12 protein-coding genes are annotated in these 16,112 nt (G+C 59.7%); 7 read left to right on the top strand and 5 right to left on the bottom strand.

The window, feature by feature from the left end:
• Positions 1-16: 16 nt before the first annotated feature.
• Both HK23_RS06780 and tkt read right to left on the bottom strand, forming a co-directional pair.
• Complete coding sequence (locus HK23_RS06780) at positions 17-2,872, bottom strand: bifunctional transaldolase/phosoglucose isomerase (RefSeq protein WP_086653383.1); 2,856 nt, start codon at positions 2,870-2,872, stop codon at positions 17-19.
• Between the two features lie 86 nt (positions 2,873-2,958).
• Positions 2,959-5,061, bottom strand: a complete 2,103-nt coding sequence (gene tkt, locus HK23_RS06775) for a transketolase (RefSeq protein WP_086653382.1) — start codon at positions 5,059-5,061, stop codon at positions 2,959-2,961.
• Between the two features lie 546 nt (positions 5,062-5,607).
• Between tkt and HK23_RS06770 the strand changes: the two genes are divergently transcribed.
• From HK23_RS06770 to HK23_RS06750, 5 genes are all read left to right on the top strand, one after another.
• Positions 5,608-6,183 (top strand): ankyrin repeat domain-containing protein, encoded by a 576-nt coding sequence (locus tag HK23_RS06770; RefSeq protein WP_086653381.1) that lies wholly within the window; start codon positions 5,608-5,610, stop codon positions 6,181-6,183.
• Between the two features lie 92 nt (positions 6,184-6,275).
• Positions 6,276-7,343 (top strand): histidinol-phosphate transaminase, encoded by a 1,068-nt coding sequence (gene hisC / locus HK23_RS06765; protein WP_086653380.1) that lies wholly within the window; start codon positions 6,276-6,278, stop codon positions 7,341-7,343.
• A 174-nt stretch (positions 7,344-7,517) separates the two neighbouring features.
• Positions 7,518-7,793, top strand: a complete 276-nt coding sequence (locus HK23_RS06760) for a hypothetical protein (protein ID WP_086653409.1) — start codon at positions 7,518-7,520, stop codon at positions 7,791-7,793.
• Positions 7,794-7,941: 148 nt separating this feature from the next.
• Entirely contained in the window at positions 7,942-9,000 is a 1,059-nt protein-coding gene (locus HK23_RS06755) for a transporter (RefSeq protein ID WP_086653379.1), read from the top strand.
• A 231-nt stretch (positions 9,001-9,231) separates the two neighbouring features.
• Positions 9,232-10,587 carry an inorganic phosphate transporter gene (locus HK23_RS06750; RefSeq protein WP_086653408.1) on the top strand — a complete coding sequence of 452 codons (1,356 nt, stop codon included), beginning with the start codon at positions 9,232-9,234 and terminating at the stop codon, positions 10,585-10,587.
• A 50-nt stretch (positions 10,588-10,637) separates the two neighbouring features.
• Here the strand turns inward: HK23_RS06750 and HK23_RS06745 are convergent, their stop codons facing one another.
• The 3 genes from HK23_RS06745 to HK23_RS06735 are packed head-to-tail and all read right to left on the bottom strand — an operon-like array spanning position 10,638 to position 12,702.
• Positions 10,638-10,973 carry a YnfA family protein gene (locus tag HK23_RS06745; protein WP_043549575.1) on the bottom strand — a complete coding sequence of 112 codons (336 nt, stop codon included), beginning with the start codon at positions 10,971-10,973 and terminating at the stop codon, positions 10,638-10,640.
• A gap of 17 nt (positions 10,974-10,990) precedes the next feature.
• Positions 10,991-11,839: an ABC transporter ATP-binding protein gene (locus tag HK23_RS06740; protein ID WP_086653377.1), complete on the bottom strand. Its 849-nt coding sequence runs from the start codon at positions 11,837-11,839 to the stop codon at positions 10,991-10,993.
• Positions 11,836-12,702 carry an ABC transporter permease gene (locus HK23_RS06735; protein WP_086653376.1) on the bottom strand — a complete coding sequence of 289 codons (867 nt, stop codon included), beginning with the start codon at positions 12,700-12,702 and terminating at the stop codon, positions 11,836-11,838. Before HK23_RS06735 ends, HK23_RS06740 begins: the two co-directional genes overlap by 4 nt.
• Positions 12,703-12,930: 228 nt before the next feature.
• Between HK23_RS06735 and HK23_RS06730 the strand changes: the two genes are divergently transcribed.
• Positions 12,931-14,370, top strand: a complete 1,440-nt coding sequence (locus HK23_RS06730) for a transglycosylase SLT domain-containing protein (protein ID WP_086653375.1) — start codon at positions 12,931-12,933, stop codon at positions 14,368-14,370.
• Positions 14,371-14,660: 290 nt separating this feature from the next.
• Positions 14,661-16,112 carry a hypothetical protein gene (locus HK23_RS14750; protein WP_256940098.1) on the top strand — a complete coding sequence of 484 codons (1,452 nt, stop codon included), beginning with the start codon at positions 14,661-14,663 and terminating at the stop codon, positions 16,110-16,112.

Below are 16,112 nucleotides of genomic sequence, written 5' to 3'. Positions count from 1 at the left end.
CGTTTCTTATCGTGTCTTACAGGGCGCCGTGCAGCGCAGTAGCCAGAGCGGCCAGACCGTCTTTCAGGGAACCGTGGATATGCACACGCAGCGCACGGCGGCCCCGTTCGGCCAGAACATCAAAGTCACCACGCGCCTGTGCGGCTTTCACCACCCCAAAGCTGTAGTTTGCACCCGGCACCGGCAGATCCTTCGCGTCATCCGCTGTAATCTGTAGGAACACGCCCGTGTTGGGTCCGCCTTTGTAGGCTTGCCCCGTGGAGTGCAGGAAGCGCGGGCCAAATTCTGCGGCCGTGGCAATGGTCTTGGCATCACGGATTTTCAGCCGTGCGTGCTGGATCCATTCCATTGTTGCACGGTCACGTTCGATATAGGCCAGCAGACCGACATAATCGCCCGCTTTCACGCGGTCGAAATGGGCTTTCAGAATAGCTTCTGCGCTATCGCCCTTCAGGGCTTTGGCATTGGCTGCGTCCGCAAAGAAGGAGAACGACCCGTGCTGGGCAAACGGCTGCTCGGCAGGCAGTTTGCCGGTTTCGTTATAAGCGTCGGTCAGTTTGCGGGTTTCCACCTTGCTGGCTTCCACATCCGGCTGATCGAACGGATCAATCCCCAGGAATGCCCCGGCCACAGCCGTTGCAATCTCCCAGCGGAAGAATTCCTGCGCAATCTGGCGCTTGCTGTGCAGATTGATGGTGAGAACCGGCTGCCCGGCGTCAATCAGCGTGGCAATGGCTTCATCCTGCTCATGCCGGTGTTCGGGCACCAGACGCAGGTAAACAAACAGGCGGTCTGCGCCGTAGCGTTTCGGGCCACCCAGTGTTTCATCATCAATGGGGATGATGCCCTTGCCGTGCTTGCCGGTGGATTCAGCAATCAGCTGCTCCATCCATGCGCCGAAGTCGGCAATCTGCGGGGTGGCAATAATGGTCAGCTTATCGCGCCCGAACTGCGTTGCGGCTACCCCCATGATGGTGCCCAGTGTCACGCCCGGGTTCTGGGCAGGCGGCACGCTGGCATCGCTCATGCGCACGCCGCGCAGAGCATCTTCCAGGAACAGCTTCAGCGGCAGACCAGCCGCTGCGGCGGGGACCATGCCGAAGTTGGACAGCACGGAGTAGCGGCCACCAATCTGCGGATCGCCAGCAAAAATCTTCCAGAAGCCGTCTTTTTTGGCCAATGCTTCCAGCTTGGAGCCGGGGTCGGTAATGGCCACAAAGTGGGAGCCAGCCTTCTCACCCAGCGCGCGTTTGGCAAGGTCATGGAAGTAGGCCAGCATGATGTTCGGCTCAAGCGTGCCACCGGATTTGGAGGCGACGATGAACAGCGTGTTCGCCGGGTCAATCTTCTTCTCGAAGGAGGCAACCTGCTGCGGGTCCGTGCTGTCCAGCACATACAGGTGGCCAAAGCCTTCATGCTTGCCAAAGGTCATGGCCAGCACTTCCGGCCCAAGGCTGGAGCCGCCCATGCCCATCAGCAGAACCTGATGGAAGTTGCGGGCTTTCACTTCGGCCTGAAAGCTTTCCAGTTCGGACAGGTGGGCCAGACGGTCTTCAACAATGTTCAGCCAGTTCAGCCATTTGCTTTCCGGGCCATTGGTCCAGACAGAGGCATCCTTGTTCCACAGCTTGCGGATGGTGCCGTCTTTGCGCCATGCGGTCAGCCCTTTCTGCACCGCGTCTTCCAGCGGGGCGGGGAGGCTGATCTTCATGTCGGTCAGCTTGTCACCCAGCATGGCCTGCTGCTTGGCAGCCACGGAGCCGAGCAGGCTGTCAAACGCTTCCTCAAAGGAGGTCACGCCCTCATCCACCAGTGTCGCGGTCACACCAGCCAGATCCAGCTTCAGCCGTTCGGCTTCGTCCATCACATGGCGGGCGTCGGCCAGACCGGCCGTCAGCGTTTCGCCCACGGTGCCGTGGTCACGGAACGCATCCATGGTTGCGGGCGGCACGGTGTTGACGGTGTGCGGGCCAATCAGGCTGTCCACATACAGCACGTCGCTATAGGCTTTGTCCTTGGTGCCGGTGGAGGCCCACAGCAGGCGCTGCGGCTGGGCCCCGGCGGCTTCCAGAGCCTTCCAGCGCGGGGTCTGCATCATTTCCTGCCAGTAGCCATAGGCTACCTTGGCGTTGGCAATGGCAACCTTGCCGCGCAGGGCTTTCAGGGCTTCGGCATCCTTGTCGCCCGCTTTCACGCGCCGATCAATTTCGGCGTCGATCTTGCCGTCAATACGGCTGACGAAGAAGGAGGCCACGGACGCGACTTTGGACAGATCGCCGCCCTTTTTGTGCAGGTCTTCAAGCCCGGACAGCCATGCATCCACAACGGCCTTGTAGGCAGACAGCGCGAAAATCAGCGTGACGTTGACGTTGATGCCCTTAGCAATGGTCTCCCGGATGGCCGGAATGCTTTCCGGTGTGGCCGGAATTTTGATCATCAGGTTGGGTTCAGCCACATCGGCCCACAGGCGCGCGGCTTCATGCGCCGTGCCTTTTTCGTCCCGCGCCAGATAGGGGGAGACTTCAAGGCTGACAAACCCGTCTTTCTTGTGGGTGGCCTCATAAACCGGAGCCAGAACATGGGCTGCCGTCTTGATGTCCCGCACGGCCAGCTTTTCATACAGCGCACCGGGGGAGACATTGTCATGCGCCAGAACATCGCGGATCTGCGCGTCATATTCCGTGCCTTCACCCATTGCCTTCTGGAAAATGGCCGGGTTGGAGGTCACGCCACGAATATCATCGTCCTGCACAAGGCGGGCCAGAGAGCCGTCTTCAACAAAGGAGCGGCGGATGAAATCAAGCCACGGAGACTGCTGGACCGAGGCAAGGCCCCGCAGCGGGTTGGCACCTTTAGAAGAAGAGGCAGTCATGCTTGGCGTCCTTTCTGCATACCGCCCGGCACTTCAGACTGAGCCGGGCGGCATAGAAGCATCTACTATCGTATGAAGCCGTGGCCTCAGCGCGCCTGACGGCGGGCTGCTTCCAGAACGGCTTCCGGTGTAAAACCGAATTTCTTTGCCAGCTGGCCAGCCGGAGCAGATGCCCCAAAGCCGCGCATGGCAATAATTTCACCCGTCGGGCCGGCATAGCGATCCCAGCCGATGGGGGAGGCCGCTTCAATCGTCACGCGGCCTGTGATGGAAGGCGGTAGCACCGTATCACGGTAAGATTGTGGCTGTGCTTCAAACACTTCCCAGCTCGGCAGGGAGACCACGCGGGCCGGAATGCCGTCTTTTGTCAGGGCTTCATACGCGGAGACAGCCAGAGCCAGTTCACTCCCGGAGGCAATCAGGATCACCTTCGGCGTTTCCTTGCTGTCGGCCAGAATATAGCCGCCTTTTGCCGCGCCCGAGGCCGGAGCAAAGCGGGTGCGGTCCAGCGTGGGCAGGTTCTGGCGGCTGAGGGCCAGTGCCACCGGGCCATCCTGCTTGGCAATCAGGTAGCGCCAGACTTCGGCCACTTCGTTCGCATCACCGGGGCGGAAGATGGTCATGCCCGGTGTGGCGCGCAGCTGCACCAGCTGTTCGATAGGCTGATGCGTCGGCCCGTCTTCCCCCACGCCGATGGAATCATGCGTGAAGATGTAGGTCACCGGCAGGTGCATCAGGGCAGAAAGCCGGATGGGGGCCTTCATGTAATCGGAGAAGATCAGGAACCCGGCGCAGAAGGGGCGCAGGCCATACAGGGCCATGCCGTTCACAATCGCGCCCATGGCGTGCTCACGCACACCAAAGTGGACGTTGCGGCCTGCGTAGGAGCCATTCCATGCGGCAGGCTGGAAGCTTTCTTCACCCTTCAGCAGCGTTTTGGTGGAGGGGGCAAGGTCAGCCGAGCCACCCAGCAGCCAGGGCAGGCGGCCCGCAACAGCGTTCAGCACTTCACCAGAGCTGGCGCGGGAGGCAATGCCTTTCTCGCTGGTTTCATAAACCGGGATCTGCGCATCCCAGCCTTCCGGCAGCTTGCCATTCAGGATGGCGTCCAGTTCAGCCGCCAGTTCCGGGTGGGCTGTGTGATACTCGGCAAACAGCTTTTCCCACGCCGCGCGGGCTTTGGCGCCGCGTGCGCCCATGCCGTCCTGCATGTGGGCCTGCACGCCGTCCGGCACATAGAAGCTCTGGTCTTCCGGCCAGCCATAGGCCTTTTTGGTCTCGCGGATTTCTTCCACACCCAGCGGTTCACCGTGGGCTGCGGCGGTGCCTGCCTTGTGCGGCGCACCCCATGCAATCACGGAATGGACCAGAATAAAGGTGGGGCGTTCCGTCTCGGCTTTGGCCTGCGCCAGAAGGTCCTTCAGGGCGGCGGTATCGTTCGCGTCCTTCAGCACCAGCACCTGCCAGCCATAGGCGGCAAAGCGGGCGGCGACATCTTCTGTCAGCGCAATGTCGGTGGAGCCTTCAATGGAGATGCGGTTGGCATCATACATCCACACCAGATTGCCCAGCTTGAGGTGCCCTGCGGTGGAGGCGGCCTCGCTGGAGATGCCTTCCATCATGTCGCCATCGCCACACAGCGTATAGACATGGTGGTTGAACAGCTCAAAGCCCGGCTTGTTGAAGCGTGCGGCGAGCCATTTTTCCGCCATTGCCATGCCGACGGAGTTACCACAGCCCTGCCCGAGCGGGCCGGTGGTCGTCTCAACGCCGGTGGTGTGGCCGTATTCCGGGTGGCCGGGGGTTTTGGAATCGAGCTGACGGAACTGCTCAAGGTCGGCAATCGTCAGGGACGGCTCATTGGTCACCTTGCCGTTCTTCACCTGCCGGACACCGGCAAGGTAGATCAGCGAATAGATAAGCATGGAGGCATGGCCGATGGACAGCACAAAGCGGTCCCGGTTGGGCCAGAGCGGATCTGCCGGGTCGTAGTTCAGAACGTCCTGCCACAGGGTATAGGCCACCGGAGCCAGCGCCATAGCAGTGCCGGGGTGGCCGGAATTGGCTTTCTGAACCCCATCCATGGAGAGCGTGCGGATGGTGTTGATGCACAGGTTATCGAGGTTGGCCGTCCCCCCGGCTTCCAAACCGTTCGGTGCGCGAAGAGGGGTGGGAAAAGAGGCACGCATGCTAACCTATCCTTCAGAGTGGACGTTTTTTGTTTTGGCCCGGTGAGACCACGCACCGGAGCAGCCCGGCAGAGATCAGGGTTGTGCACAATCACACGGTCCGGCGTTATTGGGCAAGAGAGCAGGTGCGAGACTTTGCCTCTTCCTTGCCGCCCGGATGGCAGATGACTGAACAGCCAACGCAGCATGGCGGGTGGTGGCTGCGTTGGTGCAGAGTTGAATCTCATTATTGAGACTGTCCCGCAGCGTAAAACCGGCTTTTCTTCCTCCAGAAATGCAGCTGTTAAAGCCGGTTTTTCTCCCGTTTTTTGCAGGCGGACGATCACAAGGCGTTGCTTTTGCGCGTTCTATCACTTGCGCGTGAGGCAGCAGAAAGAGGCGGTTTGCTCTCCCCCATCTGCCTTCGGGGGTGGTGTGCTCTGTTGCCAGCGTCCGGCAGGTCAGCCCCGCCATGGTCAGGAAACGGTGCACAGGGTGGGGCGTTTGCAGTATAGAGGGTGGCAGACGCTGCATTTTAATGTGTAAGAATTTTTCCGGAGGTCGAGCATGACACAGGTTTCTTCTCAGGACCCGCGTTCTCAGGGCACGCAGACCCCGGGGGCCGGACCTGGGCTCTTTGGTGACTTTACGCAGGAACAGGTGGAAGCCCTGTTCATCAACGCGGCGCGGGAAGGGGAGGCTGACCTGCTTTCCAGCTTTCTGGACGCGGGGATGGACCCCAACCTGCGGGCGGAAAAAGGCTACACCCCGCTGATTCTGGCTTCCTATAATGGCCATCTGGAAGCCGTCAGCACGTTGCTGGCGCGTGGGGCCAAGCCTGATTTGCAGGATGAAAAAGGCGCTACGGCGCTGGCCGGCGTGGCGTTTAAAGGTTTTCTGCCTATTGGCCGCCTGCTGCTGGACGCCGGTGCAAAGGTCGATGTGCCGAACGCTGTGGGCCGCACGCCGCTGATGTTTGCCGTCATGTTCGGGCGTGATGATATGGCAAAGCTGCTGCTGAAAGCCGGGGCCAGCCCCACCCACCGTGATGGTGAGGGCCTGAATGCGCTCGATCTGGCTCAGCGGCAGGGCAATGCCGCGCTGGTCGCGCTGATCAAGGCGCAGGAAGCCGGGCAGGCTTGAAGCCTCTCAGGCTTTTCAGGCGGAAACGCATCGTTTAGGGGTGAAGGCAGTCCATTCGGGGGCTGCCTTTTCTTTTTGCGGATGTTTCAGCCATGAGCCGTTTCTGGAGTCCTCTTGTTCACCGCCTGACGCCGTATGTGCCGGGCGAGCAGCCCAAAATGGCCGACCTGATCAAGCTGAACACCAATGAATCCCCCTACGGGCCGTCCCCCCGTGCGCTGGAGGCCATGAAGGCCGCTGCGGATGACAGCATGCGCCTGTATCCGGACCCGGAAGCCACCCGCCTGCGCACCGTGCTGGGTGAGCGCGTCGGGCTGAAGGCGGAAAACGTGTTTGTCGGCAATGGCTCGGATGAAGTGCTGGCCCACGCTTTTCAGGCCTTCTTTGCGCATGGCGAGCCGATCCTGTTCGCGGATGTCACCTACAGTTTCTACAAGGTCTATTGCGGCCTGTATGATCTGCCGTATCGCCTTGTGCCGCTGAATGACGAGATGGGTATTGATGTGGCCGATTATGGCGGCCCATGCAGCGGCGTGGTGCTGGCCAACCCCAATGCACCAACCGGCATCGCGCTGGACCTGAATGATGTCCGCCGCCTGCTTGAAATGCACCCGGACCGCGTGGTGCTGGTGGATGAAGCCTATGTGGATTTTGGCGCGGAAAGCGCCGTGGCACTGGTGAAGGACTATCCGAACCTGCTGGTGGTACAGACCTTCTCCAAATCCCGCGCGCTGGCCGGGGCACGGGTGGGCTTTGCCTTTGCCCAGCCCGAGCTGATTGAAGGGCTGACGCGGGTCAAGGACAGCTTTAATTCCTACCCGCTGGACCGCATTGCGCAGGCCGGGGCCACCGCTGCGGTGGAAGATGAAGGCTGGTTTCTGAACAGCGTGGAAAAGGTGATCACCACCCGCAAAATCCTGTCTGCCAAACTGGCTGAACTGGGCTTCAAGGTCTTGCCTTCACAGGCTAATTTTGTCTATGTTCACCATGCTGACCGCGATGCCGCGGAACTGGCGGCGGACCTGCGGGAGCGCGCCATTATCGTCCGGCATCTGCGCGGTGTGCGCACATCCTCGTGGCTGCGGATCACGGTTGGAACAGACCAGCAGTGCGAGATGCTGCTCTCTGCCCTGCGGGAGATTCTCCTCCGCAACCGCTGAATACGGCGTTCGGGCAGGTCTTGAGCCTGCCAGATGGGTATTTGTGCGTACTCTACATAAAAAAACGGTGTTTTCCCCGCCTGTCCGGCTTTGTCCGGAGGCGGGCGTGTGTCTGTGTGCTCTGGCAGCCTGTGGCTGCTGAAGGGCTGTTACAATAAACAAGGGAGTAAACCCATGCGTGCCTTTCATGGTCAAATGTCAGACAACCAGCCCATCCGCCGCAGCCTGCCGGAAAAGCAGAAACAGCTGCGCGACCTGAAGGAAACGCTGGCCGCCATGAAATCCCACACCTCTCCCGCCCTCAAGGAGAGCGTGCGGAAGCGGATTGCCCAGCTTGAAGCGGAAATTAAGGCTGCCCCGGCGCTCAAACCGGCCCGTAAGCCTGCCGCAGCCGGTGCCCGTGCGGGCGGGGATGCCCGTCGTCCGGCCCGCCCCGTGCGCCCGCGCTGAGGTCAACATACCGCAAAAATAAGGGAGCCTTGGTCCCGTAAGCCTGCTGTGATATGAAGCGGACCAGTTTGCGGCGACCGGTCGTGGACAGTGCGCTTCCTTACGGGACAGGCAACGATCGCCCTTTCGGGAAACAGGGAGTTCAGTGATGGCCGGAAAAGCCTCCTCCACTTTACCTGAGTCAATCTCGGAAGGCGGCACATTGCTGCGTGATGGTCTGATCTGGGCCATTTTCTGCCGCCCGGGGCATGAGCCGGTGGAGCTTGAGCGGGACGTTGTGACTCAACGCCTGCTTACCGGCGCTTTTCCGCCGGAACTGGCCAATACGGACGGGTGGGCGTGGTTCCACTTTGATATTGTCCACACACTTTCCCGCACCCAGATTGAAAGCATTCCCTCCCTGCCGGAAGAAGTGCGGCAGGTGCTCACCAATCTTGAGCGCAGCATCCGTCTGGATAGTGAAGACGAGACGGTGTTTGGCGCGCTGCCTGCCTTTGATGACACAACGACGGATGATGACCGTAACGTCAGCACATGGCGGTTCGCGCTTGAGCCGGATTTGCTGATCACCACCCGCCGCCACCCGATTCCCGCCCTTGGCGTGGTGTTTCATGAACTCCGGCGCGGGCTGGTGCCGCGTTCCCCCGCTAATCTGGTGGACCGTGCGCTGCTGGAATTTGCCGATACCCTGCGGCGGGACTTCGCGCGGCTGGATGACCAGCTGGACCGTGCGGAAGATGTCCTGCTGATGCTGGACCGGGACACCGATCTGGGCCGCATGAGCGGTCTGCTCGGCCTTGTGCGCCGTCGTTCTACAGAACTGCGTCGCGTGCTGGCCCCGGTGGACCGTATTTTCAAAGATGAAGAGATGGAACTGCCGGAATGGGCAGAGGATGACCTGCGTGACCGGTCTCACCGTCAGGTTCACGCCGCACTGGATGACCTTCTGGCGTTGCAGGACCGCGCGCGCTCTTTGCAGGACGAGCTGACGTCCAATCAGGCGGAAGAAACCAACCATCGCCTGTATATCGTCTCCGTCGGCACGACGTTGATGCTGCCTGCCACGTTTGTTACCGGCTTTTTCGGTATGAACACCGGCGGCATGTTCCTCACGGATGGCTCATGGGGCACGGTGGAAGCGGGCGGCCTCTGCTTTGCCATCATGCTGGGCACCTGGGTTCTGCTGAAGTTCACCCGTCTGCTCTGAACGGAGCCGGAGGGGCTGGTCTTGCCGGTTTTCCTAAGCCCCGAAAATTGCTTGGAAAGTTTCGGATCTGTACTGCTTTGGCAGAGTGCGTAAGGCAGGTCGTTCCCAGTTGGCCGCAAGAAAAAGACAAAGCAGGATCAGTTAAGGTTTTATGAATTTCGCTGTTGAGGCGATGAAAAAACTATAAAACTGGTCTTAATGCGAGGCAGTGCAACACAGGTACTGGTTCCCATGCTTCATTTTGCTCCGTATTCGGTGCTTTCCATCCTGGCGCTGACCACCTGCTTTCTGCTGGTCTGCGTTTTTGAATTTGTTAACGGTTTTCATGACACGGCCAATGCCGTGGCCACGGTTATCTACACTCACTCCCTCAAGCCGCGCGTAGCCGTCATCTGGTCCGGCCTGATGAACTTTGTCGGCGTGCTGGCCGGGGGCATCAGCGTTGCCTACGGGCTGGTGGAGCTGCTGCCGGCGGACGTGCTGTCTCCCCCCAACGGAGACCCGGCCATCCCGATGCTGATCTCTCTGTTCGGCACCGCGCTGGCATGGAACCTGGTGACCTGGTGGTTCGGTATCCCCAACTCCAGCTCTCACTGCGTCATTGGCGCGCTGATTGGCGTGGCCATTGGCGATGCCTTCCTGCACACACGCGGGCTGGGCAACAGTGTGGACTGGTCCCAGATCTGGAAAGTGCTGCGCGCACTGGCCATTTCCCCCATCCTTGGTCTGGTTGGCGCGGGTGGCCTCTATTTCATCATGAAGCATGTGGTGAAGGACCCGGAACTCTATCAGCCGCCGCAGGGTGAAAAGCCCCCGCACGGCTGGGTGCGCGGCCTGCTGATCCTCACCTGCACGGGCGTCAGCTTCTCTCACGGCAGCAACGATGGTCAGAAGAGCATCGGCCTGATCATGCTGACCATTATCGGCATCCTGCCCGCCACGTTCGCACTCAGCCCGAACGCTGGTTCCCACATTCCGCAGATCGCTCCGCAGGCGGTGATCGCAGCCCCGCTGCTGCAACAGTATGACCATGACGGCCTGCGTGAAGAAGCACTGGCCTCCGTCGCACGCCTGCAGACGACTGACCCGAGCAACGTCGTCGCTTCTCAGCTGCGCGCGGATATTTATGAAGTTCTGGCTGGCCTGAAGTCTGTGTCTTCCAGCACCGAGGCATCTGCCGCGGACAAGAAAAGTGCCAAAGACATCAGCGGCATTTTGCGCCCGACCGTAGAATACGCCCCCTGGTGGGTGCGTCTGCTCAGCGCCCTGTGCCTCGGCCTTGGCACCATGATCGGCTATAAGCGGATTGTGCACACGCTGGGTGAGAAGATTGGCAATACCCACCTGACCCCCGCACAGGGTGCATCTGCCGAACTGGTGGGAGCGGGCCTGATTGCCACGGCGGGTTATACCGGTCTGCCGGTTTCCACCACGCACATCATCACGGCTGGCATTGCCGGGACCATGCTTGGCTCTGGCAGTGGCATCAACCCGAAGATGCTGACCAAAATTGCTCTGGCATGGATCTTCACCCTGCCCATTACCATCGCTATTGCAGCGACGCTGTTTTACGTCATCAGCATGTAAAACCGGCGCCCTCTGCCTGCGCTACTGTGCGCGGGCAGTGGGCTTACTGCTCAGGTTCCTCGGGGAGCCAGCAGGATCATGGACGCCCCACCCAGACAGATCAGCGCGCCCAGCAGTTCCCATTTGTCCGGGGTGCGGCCTTCTACCACGCGCATCCAGATGAGCGATGCAGTGATGTAAATCCCGCCATAAGCTGCGTAGGCCCGGCCTGCGGAGTCTGACTCAATACGGGTGAGCAGAAGGGCGAAGACAATCAGGCTGACAAGGCCGGGCACCAGCAACCATGCGGAGCGGCCTTCCTTCAGCCACAGCCAGACAGCAAAGCATCCAGCAATTTCCGCAAATCCGGCAGCCAGATAAATCAGAAACGGTTTGAGCAAAAGCACGGTCTGTCCCCGTTTGTTCAGGCCTTGTCGTCCGGCACCTGCATGTCCGTGCGGTAGGCTGCCATGACCTCGGCAGTCGGGCCATCCATGCGGATCTGCCCCCCTTCCATCCAGATCAGCCGGGTGCACCATTCTTCCAGCACATCCAGCGCGTGGGAGGTAATGACCAGAATATCCGTGTTGTTCACCACGGAAGACAGGCGCTTTTCCGCGCGCTCCCGGAAGTGGAAATCCCCGGCCATGAACCATTCGTCCATCAGCAGAATCTGCGGGGTTATGGCGGTGGCCAGTCCAAAGCCCAGACGCACAATCATGCCGGAGGAATAAAGCCGCACCGGCAAGTCGAGGAAGGTATCTAGCTGGGCAAACTCTTCCACATCCTGCTCAAGCTGGCGGATCTGTGCCGTATTCAGCCCTTTGTGGCGGCCCATCAGGGTGATGTTTTCACGCCCCGTCAGTTCCGGGTTCATGCCGGAATTCACATCCAGCAGGGCCGCAACCTGCCCGCGAATATCCACATTGGGGGCGTCCGGCATGTAAATGCCCGCCATGACGCGCAGCAGGGTGGATTTGCCCGCGCCATTATGGCCAATCAGCCCAACCCGTTCTCCGGTCCGGATTTCTACGGAAACATCGTCCAGCGCCTGCACATAAATCGGCCCGCCATCAGGCCGGTCCATCCGCACTTCACCGCCGGTGCGCAGGCTGCGGGAACTGGTGAGAGCCGCCTTGCCGCGTTTGAACAGCAGCTTCTTGAGCGAGCGTGCGCCCCCATGAAAAATCGGGAAGTCGAGCGAGAGGTCTCGAATGCTGATGGAGGACGTGCCGGGGGCTACGCGCCCGGCATCAAAAACGGAGCCACTCATACCCAGAACGCCAGTTTGCTGCGGGAGCGGGAGAACACAAACAGCGCGAGCAGGCAGAAGACCACGCTGGTCGCCCCGGCAATCAGCCAGGACGTCGCGGAGGGGATCTGCCCGAGGAACGGCCTGCGCACAATTTCCAGCAGGGAATAGAAGGGGTTGAAATACAGCAGCCAGGCATGCGCGGCCACCTGCTTGGGCTCCCAGATAATGGGCGTGATGTAGAAGATAATCTGCATGACGCTGCCCACAATGGGCGGAATATCGCGGAAGCGCGCACACGCGCAGCCCAGCAGCAGGCACAGCGCCACACTATCCACCAGCCAGAGCAGCAGGGCAGGCAGGGCCAGCACCACATCAGGTCCGGGGGAGATGCCAAAAATCAGAAAGACGACGACCGGCACCACCAGATTGTAACTAAAGACAATTCCGCAGCGCATCATGGTCCGCAGGGCCTGCACTGTATACGGCATGTTGACCGAGCGCAGCGTTTCCGTGGCGCGGGTAAAGGTCGAACAACTCTCAAGAATCAGGGCGGACAAGCCTGTCTGCCATAGAATTATCGAAATTGAGAGGTAGGGCAGGTAATCTTTCAGAACAAGATGAAACAGCTGGGAATAGATCAACCCCATGGAGCCGATCATGATTGCCGTCGTCAGCGTCAGCCAGAACGGCCCCAGTGTGGACCCGCTGAATTGCAGCCGGATATCCAGCCACCCCAATGTTGCCGCCAGACGCCACAGCCGGAAGCCATCTGCAATATCCTTGCAGGCCATCATCACGCGTGAGCGTGTGCGCGGTGCCGCATCCAGCGGGGCAGGGGCTTTAAAGCCCGTATGTTCGGGGGAACCGGAACTGACCATCATGCTCTCTCGCCTATCCGATCACGCAGCGGCCCGCAACTCCTGCGCCATCCTGCAGAACCGGAACCCTGCCCGAAAAGTCGGGCGGAAGTGCGGCGGAAGCCGGGATGATCTGTTGCATGAGGCAGGCTGGCGTTATAGAGACTTAGAGAAGATTCTTTCCATATACTCTCAGGAGAATCCCGGGCTGGCCCGTGGTGCCTCCTCGCGTGGGCAGGGCGGATATAATCCATGACATCCAGACGACCCCCCTTCCGTTTTTATCAGTCCCTTGCCCCGCAGCGGCGCAAGGCTCTGCGTCGTGCTGTGCGGACGTCTCCCCTTCTGGGCCTGCTGGCGCTGCTGGCGGCCTGTGCGGGGCAGCCGGGTACCGGTGGCTCACCCTCCATGCCGGTGGCGGAAGAAGCCGAGCAGTATCGCGCCCACGCCCGCTCTTACTATGCCCCGCCCGGCCCGCCGGAAGATCCGTGGGGACCGTATATTCAGGAAGCTTCCAAAAAGTTTGACGTGCCGGAAGAATGGGTTCGTGCCGTCATGCAGCAGGAATCCGGTGGCCGCCTGTTCCATAATGGTCAGTTTGTCACCTCGGCGCCCGGTGCAATGGGCCTGATGCAGCTGATGCCGCCGACGTACGATGCCCTGCGCTACGCTTACAATCTGGGTGATGATGCGTTTGACCCGCATGACAACATCATGGCGGGCACGGCCTATATCCGTCAGATGTATGATGTGTATGGCTCCCCCGGCTTTCTGGCGGCGTATAACGCTGGCCCCGGACGGCTTGAGGACTTCCTGACGCGCAACCGCACCCTGCCGCGTGAAACCCGGAATTATGTGGCCTCCATTGGCCGCCGGATTGTGGGCATCTGGCCGGTCAACCGTTCTCAGGCGGATATGCTGGTGGCCAGCCATGACAGCATGGCTCTGGCGTATCAGCCGGTGCAGTCCAATACGGCAACAAGCTCCGTCCGCACGGCATGGCAGCGCAGGCAGTCTGGCCTGCCGACGGACAGCCAGCCTGTGCAGGTGGCGGAAGCCGCAACCGACAGCAGCGGGTCCGATGCTCCGTCCTACGGTGCGGACTGGCATCCGGTCTCTCGCGCCACAACGCCGGCGTCCACGCGCAATGATGTCAGCTCCGTCTGGGCGCAGCGTCTTGCAAGCTCTGGTTCTGCAAATAGCGGCACGTCTGAGGCACCCGTGCAGGTGGCGCAGGCGGTTGATGCGTCTGAACCGGTTGAGGATGCTGCGGACGAAGCGCAGGCCGCCGCAACCCCCGCAACGGTTGCTCCGGCTCAGCCCCATGTGCTGCGCATTGCCGCTGTCACACCTGCCGCCACACCTAGCCGCAGCCGGTCCTTCCATCTGGTCTCTCCGGCTATGGCAGAACCGGCGCCGCTGCTGAGCAAGAAGGCCCGTGCGCAGGAGCCACGGAACTGGGCCATTCAGGTGGGGGCGTTCAATACGGCTTCCATGGCGCAGCAGGCCACAGGGCAGGCGCGTAATCAGGCCACGCTGTCTGGTGCCAAGGCTCAGGTCGCTGCCGTGCAGGTCAAAAAAGGCCGCCTCTACCGTGCCCGCCTGACCAACCTGTCTCACACTGATGCCGTAGCCGCCTGCCGCCGCCTGAGCGGATGTGTGCTGGTTTCTCCGGACTCTTCACGGTCCTGATTTCAGGCGAGCACCTCTTTTAAGCAGGCTATAGAAAAGACCAGTCTTGAACCTTCGGGGTTTGAGACTGGTCTTTTTTTGGCTCAAAAGCCCCTGTTTTCCCGGAAAAAAGAAAAGCTTTTCGTATTGAGACCATGTATGGACATGGCCCTGAGGCGTATGTGTGTAGGGGCTCTCTTGCGATTATGATCAATAAAAAAATGGGTTTTTGGGGTGGAGAAATTCAATCTCTGCTATCAGGAAGAAATAGAATAATATTATTCGCACTCATTTCTTTTTCAATATTTCTGGTGCAGGTTTATTATGGCTTTGGTTATCATTCCTTTGGGGATGAATCCGGGCATGATATTGGCGGCTGGGCTATTGAAAAGGGTGATATCCTTTACAGAGACTATATTGACGCCCACGGCCCCCTTGTTTTCTTCGCAACATGGCTTTTAGGGAAAGTTGTTGGCTATAAATATGCCTTTCTGTTCCGCCTGAACGCTGTTTTCATCACGCTACTGGCTGCATTTGGTTTGTATTATGCCAGTAACGCCGCGTCATGGCGGGAGCGCCTGCTTTCCCCGGCCCTCTTTCTTGGTTTGCTGGCACCTGTCTGGATTATTCAGGCCCTGAACATGAATGGGTACTGGATTTTTGGCGGGGATCTGACGGTTCTGGCTGGCTCCCTGCTGGTTGTGCCGGCACTTCTGGACCTCCCTGTTAAAAAATGGGGCGCTGTAGGGGGTGGGGCTGCGCTGGCTCTACTGCCTTTTGTTGCCTATTCCTTCCTGCCAGTGACCTTCCTGTTCACCCTCTGCCTTCTTGTTGTCTTGTGCCGGCGCTCTTCAAAGCTGAGCAAGACGGACGCAGTTTACGGCCTTGCCGGAGCGTTTGGGGCCTTCGCCATTTTCCTTGTGTGGATGCTGGTTTACGCAGACCTGAAAGGCTTTGTGGTTTACCATTTCATCAACAACCAGTTTTACTATGCGCACTATATTCCGTTTAGTTTTGGCGCAGTTCTCAAAAGCCTTCGTCCGTCTGTGCTGCCAGAAAATCTGGTGCAAACCCTCGCGGTCCTGACGCTGCTGATTGGCAGCCTCATTCTTGTTGTTAAAACCCGCTACAAACTGGCCGCGTTGATTGCCATTGCCGGTATTTTTTCTCTGGATGCCCGTGGCGGCACGACGTTTCATGATGGCGCTTTTGTCGTCGCAGCTTTGGGGCTGGTTTCACAAATGCTGCCCGTCTGGCTGGATGAAACACGGTTCAGGCTCAGTTCTTGTGCCGCGGTTCTGGTGGGCTGTTCTCTTCTGGTCGGGGTGCATGCGGTGTCCTCTCCCTTTGGGGAGGATTACGTGCAGCGCAAACGCTCAGGCTTCCATCCGTTTATGGCCAGCAATGATCTGATTGATCAGAAAATCCGAGACTATGCCCATCCGGATGAGCGTATTCTGGTGCTTCCGTATAATCCGAATGTCTATATTGAAGCCGACCGTCTCCCGATCAAAAAATATCATGATTATCTGCCGTGGGAGGCGGATTACGCAAAGCATCCTGTCAAAGGCTACGAGCGTGATATCTGCGTCGATCTTCCCAAAGATCTTCCGCCGGTCATTTATTTTAATAACTGGACCGTGTGGGGGCTGTGGAAGCCAGAGCAATTCATGGGCTGTGCTGTGGAAATTCTACAGACGCAGTACGGACAGCTTCCCGGTATCCCGGATGTCTATGTCCGCAAAGACCGGCTCGCACAGTAA

Origin of the sequence: Acetobacter malorum, from assembly GCF_002153605.1 — a bacterium.
GTDB classification, from domain to species: Bacteria; Pseudomonadota; Alphaproteobacteria; order Acetobacterales; family Acetobacteraceae; genus Acetobacter; species Acetobacter malorum_A.
This window is presented reverse-complemented; position numbering and strand designations above follow the sequence as displayed.